A 10,827-nucleotide genomic window follows, 5' to 3' on the forward strand; every position below is an offset into this window, starting at 1 on the left:
CGGCGCAGGAGACTAAAACGGATCAGAGTACGATTGAGAGTACTTTGAATATTGCCAAATTACAGTAGTTATGAAGAAATGCTGGAGTCTTATGAAAGCGATATCGAATCCATTGAGGACGGCGACAAATATGGAAATAATATTGTGGATTTATATAATCCAATCAACTATATTGGAGCCGAAGATACAGAAAGTCCGACATGGACCAGAATAGTAATGGGTGCGTCCGAAGGCGATATGTCGCTGTTTGCATCTATGAATATGCAGATTGCATGGCTTAACAGTGGAACAGATGCAGAACTCGAATGGCAGTGGGATGGTGGACACGTTCCGTCTGAGATTTTCGGAGAATCGCTGGTACTTTATATTGACGAAATGTATGGAAAATATGTAGAAGGAGTAGCAGAAGTAACAAAAGCGGAGGCGAAGACCCAGACACAAAATGGAACTGCCACGGAAGCAACAGGAACCGATATCAGCAGCTGGGCATCTTATGAAGATGGAGAGGTCAATTTTACTCTGGCAGATGCTGCTTCCTACAGAACCAAAGGAGCCAGCAAAGCGACACCAGGTTTTGATGTTATAGATTACGGTCAGGAAACTTACGAATTCGGCTCTACAACACAGGACGCAAGACATTTTGACAGGTATGTACTGAAAGTACTGCAGGAAGAGAAAGAAACTCTGGAAGGATTATTCAATAGTAATAATGACTAAAAAACGGCATATATTTTTTGTTCAAAATCACTTTTGAAATAAAATAAAAATAGTTTTATAATAAAAATAACAGCAGGCAGCGTATTTGTGTAAGATAAATGACACGTATGTTGTCTGTTTTTTTAAAATAATCCAGAGGAGGAATCTTATATGCATGAATATGAAATTTTTATCGAAGAAATAAATCCCTGTGGAGGAGAGAAATACAGCAAAAAAACTTTGATCGAGGCCGAGGCAGCCAGCCCGGAAGCATATGTAAAAGAGAATGGAAGATTTCCTGTCCTGGAATCTGTGCGTAACGGAGAAGGAGACATTGTGATCGTAACAGGTGATAATCAGGGATCTTTTGTGCGTTATACATTTACAGAGTAGGAATTGTTTGGCTAGTAAGGAGAGAATTTTGTGAAATATGAGATTGGAGATTTCGTCAGTAAGTCAGTTACAGGTGTGTGTAAAATAGAAGACATCGTATCTCTGGATCTGACTGGCAAAAAAGAGAACAAATTATATTATCTGATGAAATCTATAGAAGATGAAAAAGGGAAACTTTATGTTCCTGTTTCAAATTCAGATGCGGTATTAAGGCTATGCCTGACAAAAGAAGAAGCATGGAAGTTGATTGAACGGATCCCGGAAATTCCAACAGCATGGATTGATAATGAAAAAATGCGGGAACAAAAATACAAAGCAACAGTAAAATCAAACGATCCGGAAGCATTAATTTCTATTATAAAAATGATTTATCAGCGGAAAAAGAAAAGACTTGCACAAGGGAAAAAATGTACAACAACAGATGCAAGATATTTTCAGATAGCAGAAAACCTGTTATACATGGAACTTGGAGTAGCTCTTGGAAAACCGAAAGAGGAAGTTTGTGAAACAATCATTGAGTATATCAACAAAAGCAGACAGGAAGCGTAAGAGAAATCCAGAAAAAAATCTGTTTGACTTTTGGAAAAACAGGAAATATAATAATCACAAACGAGTAGCAAGTAAGCGTAAATCCAGTTTACCTGCCACTCGTTTTTTATTTTACAATTTTATATTTGCCATGAAAAAGTGTGTAGCCTGTCAGCGTAAGTCCAGCTTATATGACAGAGCTACATTTTTTTGTGCAGAAAAAGGAGGAGTTGAAACAAAATGGCAGAAAGTAACAAGATGAAAGATATGCCAGTGAATAAGCTAATGATCCAGATGGGGATCCCGATGATCTTATCTATGGCATTGCAGGCAGTCTATAATATTGTAGACAGTGCGTTTGTAGGAAATATGAGAGTGGGCAGTGAAGCGGCATTGAATGCACTGACACTGGTATTTCCGGTTCAGATGCTTATGGTTGCAGTGGGGATTGGAACTGGCGTAGGAACCAATGCGCTTCTTGCAAGGACACTGGGACAGGGGAACAGTAAGAAAGCAGCAAAGGTAGCAGGAAACAGTCTGTTTCTGGGAGTGATCATTTATGCAGTCTGTTTACTGTTTGGTATCTTTGGAGTGAAAGCATACATTTCATCGCAGACAGTAGATGCAGAAGTACTTGGAATGGGAGTCAGCTATCTGAGGATATGCTGCGTGATTTCTTTTGGAATCATCTTCTTTTCTTTATTTGAAAAGTTATTACAGGCAACAGGCCGTTCTCTTTATTCGACGATCGGTCAGGTGGTCGGAGCTGTTGTAAATATCATTCTTGATCCGATCATGATCTATGGTATTGGACCGGTTCCGGAAATGGGCGTAAAAGGTGCGGCTTATGCAACCGTGATCGGTCAGGTGGCATCCGCAGTTTTACTGTTCATTTTCCATATGAAACTGAACAAAGAATTCGAGCATGGAATGAAATACATGAAGCCGGATACAGGTATTATAAAAGAAATCTATGCGATCGGACTTCCAGCGATCATTGCACAGGCACTGATGTCCATTATGGTATATGTGATGAACCTGATCCTGAAATTTAATCCGTCAGCACAGACAGCCTATGGTCTGTTTTATAAGGTACAGCAGTTTGTTCTGTTCCTTGCGTTTGGACTCCGAGATGCAATTACCCCGATCATTGCGTTCGCTTATGGAATGCGAAGCAAAAAAAGAATCCAGGATGGAATCAGATATGGGCTTATTTATACGATCGTATTAATGATTCTGGGCATTGCGGTCACAGAGATTTTCCCTGCTTCATTTGCCACACTGTTTAACGCAGGACAGTCGAGAGCGTATTTTATCAGTGCAATGAGAGTGATTTCCATCAGCTTTTTGTTTGCAGGAATCAATGTTGCTTATCAGGGAATCTACCAGGCTCTGGATGGTGGTATAGAATCACTGATCATTTCTCTTTTGAGACAGTTTGTGATTATCTTACCGCTGGCAGGAATTTTTTCTATATTTGTCAGAAACGGTCAGATGGGCGTTGCACTGATCTGGTGGGCATTTCCGATCACAGAAGCAATTTCATGCCTGGTAGGATATGTATTTTTAAAGAGGATCAGAAAAAATAAAGTAAACGTTCTCAAGTAAGGAGGAAGAGAGATGGCAAAAAGAATCATTACGATCAGCAGAGAATTCGGGAGCGGTGGACGTTTTATTGGTGAGGAGGTAGCAAAGAAATTAGGGATTGCCTATTATGATAAAGATATCATCAATCAGATTGCAGAAGAGTCCGGTCTGTCACCAGATTATATTCAGGAAAGTGCAGAGCTGTCCCCGAAAAAGGGGATTTTGGCATATGCACTTGCCGGACGTGATATTACCGGAAAATCTGTAGAAGATATGGTATATGAGGTACAGAGAAAAGTTATTTTGGAACTGGCAGAGAAAGAGCCATGTGTGATCATTGGAAGAAATGCAGATTTCATTTTAAAAGACCGGGATGATGTGCTGAATGTTTTTATACATGGAAATATGCCGGAAAAAATGAAAAGGATCTGCCAGCTGTATAATGTCAGTGAGCAGGATGCTGTAAAGATGATGACAGATACAGACAAAAGACGTATGACAAATTACAACTTTTATACAGACCAGAGATGGGGAAAAGCCAGTAATTATACACTGTGCCTGAACAGTTCGCAGCTTGGATATGATAAGTGTGAAGAAATAATCATGGAGTGTGTAAAGTAAATAACATTGTATTATACCCGAACGGGGATAGTTTATAAGAAATACATAAAATTATACCTGTTCGGGATTATTTTTGCTATTAAAGCTTGAATTTATACCCGCTCGGGATTATCATGATTAATATGAACAGAATTGGAAAGTATATAAAAGAAGAAAGAAAAAAGGCAGGTTTGACACAGGAAGAGTTTGCGATGCGTTCCGGTCTGGGACTCAGATTTGTGAGAGAACTGGAGCAGGGAAAAGAGACTGTGCGTCTGGACAAAGTAAACCAGGCACTGGCAATGTTCGGAAAAGAAGCTGTACCGGGAGAGAGGGAGGAGTGAAAGAATGGGTAGTTATTTGAACCCTGGAAGCGGTCTTTTTGAGATGGCATTGAGATCACAGATTTTTGTTGATAAGAGCGGCTTGATAGAAAAAACAAACCACTGTGTGCGGACACTTCAGAGATATATGTGTGTAAGCAGACCAAGAAGATTTGGAAAATCTATGGGTGTGGATATGCTGGCTGCTTATTATGACAGAAGTGTTAATACAAAAGAATTGTTTCAGAGTCTGAAGATCAAAAGTACCAAAGATTATGAAAAACATTTGAATCAATATGATGTTCTGAAAATCAATATGCAGGAATTTCTCAGTGCAACAAATGATATTGAGCATATGCTGAAAATGCTGAATGAATATCTGATTTTTGATCTGAAAGAGCAATATGGGCAAGTTCGATTTCGTGATGAAAAAAATCTGGTTCAGGTTATGAAGGATGTCTATAGTTACACGAAGCATCCATTTGTGATTTTGATTGATGAGTGGGACTGCCTGTTTCGTGAATATCAGCAGGACCAGGAGGCACAGAAAAAATATCTTGATTTTCTTAGATTCTGGCTTAAAGACAAAGAGTATGTTGCGTTGGCCTATATGACAGGGATTCTTCCAATAAAAAAATATGGCTCACATTCAGCTCTTAATATGTTTACAGAGTATTCAATGACAGATCCGGGAAATCTTGCAGAATATTTTGGATTTACAGAGACAGAAGTTCAGAAATTATGTGAAAAATACGAAATGAACTTTGAAGAGGCGAGAGCATGGTATAATGGCTATCATCTGATTTCGCATGAAGGTGGGACTAGAAAAGTTTATTCCATGTATAGCCCCAAATCTGTAGTAGAAGCAATGCAGAAGAGAAAGTTCGGAACATACTGGAATCAGACAGAGACTTACGAAGCTCTGAAAGTATACATTCAAATGAATATGGATGGGTTAAAAGATGCAATTGTTCAGATGCTGGCGGGAAGTAATATAAGAATCAATACAGGAACATTCAGTAACGATATGACAACTTTTGCGACAAAAGATGATGTGCTGACATTACTGGTTCACCTGGGATATCTGACTTATGATAATGAAAAGGAAACTGTAGAAATCCCGAACAGGGAAGTATCCCAGGAATATGTGAATGCAATCAGCACGATGGACTGGACGGAAGTGATTCGTTCCGTACAGACATCCAGAGAATTACTGGAAGCACTGTGGCAAATGGATTCCGAAAAAGTAGCAAAGGGAATCGAACAGGCACATAAAGAGGTTTCGATATTAACCTATAATGATGAAAATTCATTGAGCTGTACAATTAACCTGGCATTCTATTTTGCAAGAGAATATTATACAGTAATCAGAGAATTGCCGGGTGGTAAAGGATTTGCAGATATCTGTTTCATACCCAGAGAGATCCATATGGATAAACCAGCTGTTGTAATCGAATTGAAATGGAACAAAAGTGCAGAAGGTGCAATTCAGCAGATTAAGGACAAGCAATATATAGAGGCACTAAAAGATTATCATGGAAATCTGCTTCTGGCAGGAATTGATTATGATAAGAAAACAAAACAGCATAGCTGCATTATCGAAAAGTGGAATATGAGTTAAATGCTATGAAATTTAATAGCAACTTATAAATTTGCTAATATCTTCCAAATCAAAAGCAGATTCGTTAACATGAATACATCAGGTAAATTATCATAGAAAGAAATCTGGAGGTATATGCAATGTTAAATGAATCTGTGATCAAGGTATTAAAAAATGGTATGTGGGATCTGGCAACATGCGCGAATGGGGAACCGAATGTAGTGCCGGTAGCTTTTAAAAATTTCGCTATATGTGTGTGATCTGGCAGGAGTATAAAGCGACTCAGAACAAGATTAACAAGATACAGTCTGCGGAAGACCTTTCAGAATTCAGAAAGGTTTCTGAAGAAATGGTGGAATCCATTTACGGAAATGCACCAGATGAAATAAAAGAGATATACAAGAAAATATTGTGGTCATTACTAATGAAATTAAAGGTACCAAACGAGGAAACCAGTAATATCATAGGCGAGATTGGAGGTCGTGGTATGGGATATCTGTTTGAGAATATGGATGAAATGGACATACAGGCTGAAAGAAGAAATACTGCAAGAGAAAAAAAGCGCGCAGATGCACTCGAAGAGGAAGTTAAGCGTCTCAGGAAGCTGTTAGAAATTCAGGGACAGAAGTAATGTAGAAACACCGTATCATATCAACAGAGCTAAAAATGGAAACAAACCGAATCAAAAGATGTAAGTAAGGAAATATCGTTTTGCTGTCTAAGTGATGGTAAAGCGATATTTTTTTGCTATAGTTCTGAAAAATTTTTGCCCAATAGTTCTTGACAAATCCTCAAATCCCTATATAATTATCAAAGGTAATTAACAAAGATAACTATATAGGGAGAATGCAACATGACCAATAAGAAGATCAAGGAGATGCTTGATGCATGTTATCAGGCGAAGCGGATCAGGGAGATGCTACCGCCGCTGCCTCAGGGTGTGATGCCGTCTTATATTCAGTATCTGGATGTGATCCAGTCGCTGGAGAAACGGGATGTTCATGTAAAAGTATCTGATATCAGTGATGAGCTGAACATTCCGCGCCCGGGAGTGACCAGAACGGTTAAGGAGATGGAGAAAAAAGGCTATCTCAGCAAGATCGCATCCCCGGATGATGGACGTGTCACTTACATATCCGTCACAGAAGAAGGATGGAAGCTTTTTCATAAGTATGATGAACATTACTTCGGCGAGCTGTCTGCGGATCTGAGCGATATTTCAGAAGAAGATGCAGACTGTATGATCCGTACCATCGAGAAATTTTACCAGATCATGTGCGAGAGGAGGACTCATTATGACAAATGATAAAGCAGATTTTACGCAGGGAAGTATTTTGAAAAAACTGGTCGCCTTTATGATGCCCGTTCTTGGCGCATTGATCCTGCAGGCGGCGTATGGTGCTGTTGACCTTCTGGTAGTAGGAAGATTTGGTTCAACATCCGGACTTTCTGCAGTTTCAACAGGAAGCCAGGTGCTCAATCTGGTTACTTTCGTAGTAATCCAGTTTGCAATGGGTATTACAGTTCTGATCGCCCGGTACTTAGGCGAAAAGAGACCAGAACGAATCGGTGCAGTCATTGGTGGAGCTGCAATTGTGTTTACCATGATCTCCATTGGACTTTTTGTTGTAATGGTATGTTTTGCACGTCCGATTTCCGTGCTGATGCAGGCACCAGTGGAAGCCGTTGACCTGACATCCAGTTATGTACGGATCTGTGGAAGTGGTATCTTTTTTATTGTAGCTTATAACCTTTTGTCCGCAATCTTCCGTGGACTGGGAGACAGTAATTCACCACTTCTGTTTGTTCTGGTAGCATGTATCGTTAACGTGATCGGTGACCTGGTATTGGTCGCAGGACTTCACATGGATGCAGCAGGTGCGGCAATTGCAACGGTGACTGCACAGGCACTCAGCGTTGTGTTTGCGGTCATCCTTCTGATAAAAAAAGATCTTCCATTTAAGATCACAAAGAAAGATTTCTGCCTGAATCCACAGTGCAAAAAATTCCTCAAGATCGGTCTTCCATTGGCGCTTCAGGAATTTCTGACCCAGGTTTCTTTTCTGGCACTCTGTGCGTTTGTCAATCGACTCGGACTGGAGGCTTCTTCCGGTTACGGCGTTGCCTGCAAGATCGTAAACTTTGCGATGCTGGTACCAAGTGCGCTGATGCAGTCCATGGCGTCTTTCGTTTCCCAGAATGTAGGGGCGGGCAAGACAAAACGTGCAAAACAGTCCATGTTTACAGGAATCGGCGTAGGACTGGCTGTCGGCTGCCTGGTGTTCCTTCTTGTTATGTTTAAGGGAGATATGCTGGCAGGATTTTTCTCAATCGATGCAGCTGTTATCCGGAATGGATATGATTATCTGAAAGGATTTGCACCGGAAACGATCGTGACAGCGATCATGTTCAGTATGGTCGGTTATTTCAATGGAAACAACAAAACAGTCTGGGTTATGGCCCAGGGTCTGATTCAGACACTTCTGGTGCGTCTGCCGCTGGCATATTTTATGAGTATCCAGCCAAATGCAAGCCTGACAAAGATCGGACTGGCAGCACCGGTCGCAACAGTAACAGGAATCATTTTGAATGTAGGATTCTTTATTTATCTGAATCGTAAGGAACAAAAATCAGCGTAATAAAAAATCTCTGACGGGTATGACAGCCTGGCAGAGATTTTTTTGTAGAAGTAAATGCTAAAATATATTATAATATTATATGATTAGTATCCAGCAACAGTGTACAAGAGGATTTTACTGAAATATGCAAAAAAATAAAAGAAAAATATTTTTGGTTGGAGGCATTATAGCTGCCGCGGCAGTTATAATGAGCGGATGTCAGACCAAAACTGCTTCAGAGCAGACAGGAGCCGAAGATGATCGTCCACATATCATGGTTGGATGTGATGACTACACACCGTTCAGTTACATGGATGTGGATGGAAATATGACCGGAATAGATGTAGAACTTGCAAGGGAAGCTTTTGACCGGATAGGATATCAGGCAGATTTTACATTTATCAACTGGGAAGACAAGAAGAAACTATTGAAGGACGGCTCTATTGACTGCGTCTGGAGCAGTTTTACTATGGACGGGAGAGAAACAGAGTACAAATGGGCCGGTCCGTACATGAAAAGCAAGCAGGTTGTTGCAGTCAATATCGACAGTGATATTTATACGCTGAATGATCTGGAGGGCAAAACGGTTGCTGTCCAGTCAACTACGAAACCAGAAGATCTGTTTCGCAGTCATGAAGCGGGACTTCCAGAATTAAGAAAAATAATATCCGTAAAGAACAGAGATGTTCTGTTTACATTTTTGAGTAAAGGATATGTTGATGCAATTGCAGCACATGATACGTCTATAGTACAGTTTTCCGAAGATTTTGATATGGAATACAGGATTCTGGAAGAGCCGCTGCTTAATGTAAATCTTGGAGTGGCTTTTGATCTGGATGATGACCGTGGAATCGATGAACAATTATCCCAGGCGATCAAAGAAATGCGTAAAGATGGAACAATAGAGGACATTGTCAGCGAGTATCTGCAAGGTGCAGACAGATATCTGGAGGATGCGGATGAAGAATAAACAACATAATTTGGACAGGAACAACTTTATTCTTGCAGAAATCCTGGTGGGGCTTTTATTGTTTTTTGTTGTTTTGGTGATTACTGTCAAGGCAGATCTGTCATCGGCAGAAACCCGGCTTTCTGATATGGTTACCTACATAAAAGAACAGTACAACAATAATATGAAACTCGATATCGCATCAGAATCCAAGAGTCTGATGCGAATGATCCAAAGTGTGGAAGTGCTGAGCCAGCAGATCCAGCAGGAAGAAAAAACATCAGATATAACAGAAGAACTGCTGGAAAATTATTGTACGATAAGTTACCTCACAGGAGTCCTGATTCTGGATGAGAATGGACAGGTTCAGGAAAAATACTGCTCGGATGAAGTACAGGCAGAGGAAATCCTGAGCCAGACTGATCAGGATGTTCTGCTGGATGTAGTGGATTTTCATGAAAAAACATATTCTGTGAGAATGGAATGCGAAGATGGTTCCTATATTGATATAGCAGCGAACGGCAGACAGGATAAGCCTGGTATCGTTCTGGTATATTATCATACGCCTGAGAGATATACGAGTATTTTTAACCATTCGATCAATTCGCTTCTTACCGGCTACAGTCTGGAACACAATGGAACGATTGTTATAAGCGAAAATAATCAGATCGTTGCATCGAATGACAAGGGATTGATTGGTGCGAAGACAGAGGATATACAGGAACTCAAGTGCATCAATGAAAGTGCCGTGGAAAAGCAGCTTGTGCGTACAGACTATCAGACGATACCAGACTATGGTCTGATGGAAAAAGGACGCGATTATTATGTCTACGCATATATGTCGGCGGATAAGATCTTTGCAAAGACACCGAGGAATATGCTGTATACAGTGTTCATCTATCTGGTGATCGTGGGATTTATGCATGCGCTGAGATGGCGTATGCTGCAGGGGCATCAGAAAGAGCAGATGAGGCTGCAGAAGGAATATACAAAGAACCTTGAAAGCAAAAACCTTGAACTCAGAGAAGCTGTTTTTCAGGCACAAAAAGCAAATGCAGCCAAGAGCAGTTTCCTGTCAAGGATGAGTCACGATATCAGAACTCCTTTGAATGGAATCATCGGGCTGATCAAAATAAATGAGACGCATATGGACGACAGGGAGCTTGTCAAAACAAATCAGGATAAGATGCTGGTGTCCGCGGACCATCTGCTTTCGCTGATCAATGATGTCCTGCAGATGAGCAAACTGGAAGATGAAAATATTGAAATTTCACATGAGCCGATAGATCTTGGTGAGATATCCAGAGAAGTTGGAACGATTATCAGCGGCCGTACCGCGGAAGCCGGGATCGCATTTGAGATCGGGAAACAGGAACTTCCTGTTTCTTATGTTTACGGAAGCCCGCTGCATATCCGGCAGATATTCCTGAATATCTATGGGAACTGTATTAAATATAATAAACCACATGGAAAAGTAACAACAACACTGAAATGCCTAGTATTTCATCCTTTAATTAACTCGACTTTTTGACA

General features: G+C 40.5%; 12 protein-coding genes. All 12 read left to right on the top strand.

Going from position 1 to position 10,827, the window contains the following annotated elements:
• Positions 1-51: 51 nt before the first annotated feature.
• The 12 genes from QZL69_RS00395 (at position 52) to QZL69_RS00450 (ending at position 10,825) form a co-directional block, all read left to right on the top strand.
• Entirely contained in the window at positions 52-717 is a 666-nt protein-coding gene (locus QZL69_RS00395) for a hypothetical protein (protein ID WP_291517562.1), read from the top strand.
• 150 nt (positions 718-867) lie between these two features.
• Entirely contained in the window at positions 868-1,089 is a 222-nt protein-coding gene (locus tag QZL69_RS00400; protein WP_022213258.1) for a hypothetical protein, read from the top strand.
• A gap of 30 nt (positions 1,090-1,119) precedes the next feature.
• Positions 1,120-1,638, top strand: coding sequence for a CarD family transcriptional regulator (locus QZL69_RS00405; protein ID WP_022213259.1), 519 nt, complete (start codon positions 1,120-1,122; stop codon positions 1,636-1,638).
• A 219-nt stretch (positions 1,639-1,857) separates the two neighbouring features.
• Positions 1,858-3,225: an MATE family efflux transporter gene (locus QZL69_RS00410; protein WP_022213260.1), complete on the top strand. Its 1,368-nt coding sequence runs from the start codon at positions 1,858-1,860 to the stop codon at positions 3,223-3,225.
• A gap of 12 nt (positions 3,226-3,237) precedes the next feature.
• Entirely contained in the window at positions 3,238-3,825 is a 588-nt protein-coding gene (locus QZL69_RS00415; RefSeq protein WP_022213261.1) for an AAA family ATPase, read from the top strand.
• Between the two features lie 122 nt (positions 3,826-3,947).
• On the top strand, positions 3,948-4,148 hold the full coding sequence (locus QZL69_RS00420; protein WP_118254447.1) for a helix-turn-helix transcriptional regulator: 201 nt from the start codon (positions 3,948-3,950) through the stop codon (positions 4,146-4,148).
• A 4-nt stretch (positions 4,149-4,152) separates the two neighbouring features.
• The gene (locus tag QZL69_RS00425) at positions 4,153-5,748 is read left to right on the top strand and encodes an AAA family ATPase (RefSeq protein WP_022213263.1); all 1,596 of its coding nucleotides are present in this window, start codon (positions 4,153-4,155) and stop codon (positions 5,746-5,748) included.
• Positions 5,749-5,983: 235 nt separating this feature from the next.
• Positions 5,984-6,358 carry a hypothetical protein gene (locus tag QZL69_RS00430; protein WP_022213265.1) on the top strand — a complete coding sequence of 125 codons (375 nt, stop codon included), beginning with the start codon at positions 5,984-5,986 and terminating at the stop codon, positions 6,356-6,358.
• Positions 6,359-6,580: 222 nt separating this feature from the next.
• Positions 6,581-7,033: a MarR family winged helix-turn-helix transcriptional regulator gene (locus QZL69_RS00435; RefSeq protein ID WP_022213266.1), complete on the top strand. Its 453-nt coding sequence runs from the start codon at positions 6,581-6,583 to the stop codon at positions 7,031-7,033.
• Positions 7,023-8,366 carry an MATE family efflux transporter gene (locus QZL69_RS00440; protein ID WP_022213267.1) on the top strand — a complete coding sequence of 448 codons (1,344 nt, stop codon included), beginning with the start codon at positions 7,023-7,025 and terminating at the stop codon, positions 8,364-8,366. The genes QZL69_RS00435 and QZL69_RS00440 overlap by 11 nt, the downstream gene beginning before the upstream one ends.
• A 187-nt stretch (positions 8,367-8,553) precedes the next feature.
• Positions 8,554-9,315 (top strand): substrate-binding periplasmic protein, encoded by a 762-nt coding sequence (locus QZL69_RS00445; protein ID WP_291517572.1) that lies wholly within the window; start codon positions 8,554-8,556, stop codon positions 9,313-9,315.
• Entirely contained in the window at positions 9,305-10,825 is a 1,521-nt protein-coding gene (locus tag QZL69_RS00450) for a sensor histidine kinase (protein ID WP_022213269.1), read from the top strand. Before QZL69_RS00445 ends, QZL69_RS00450 begins: the two co-directional genes overlap by 11 nt.
• The last annotated feature ends 2 nt before the right edge of the window (positions 10,826-10,827 follow it).

The organism is Blautia sp. CAG:237 (assembly GCF_000436615.1).
GTDB classification, from domain to species: domain Bacteria; phylum Bacillota; class Clostridia; order Lachnospirales; family Lachnospiraceae; genus Blautia_A; species Blautia_A intestinihominis.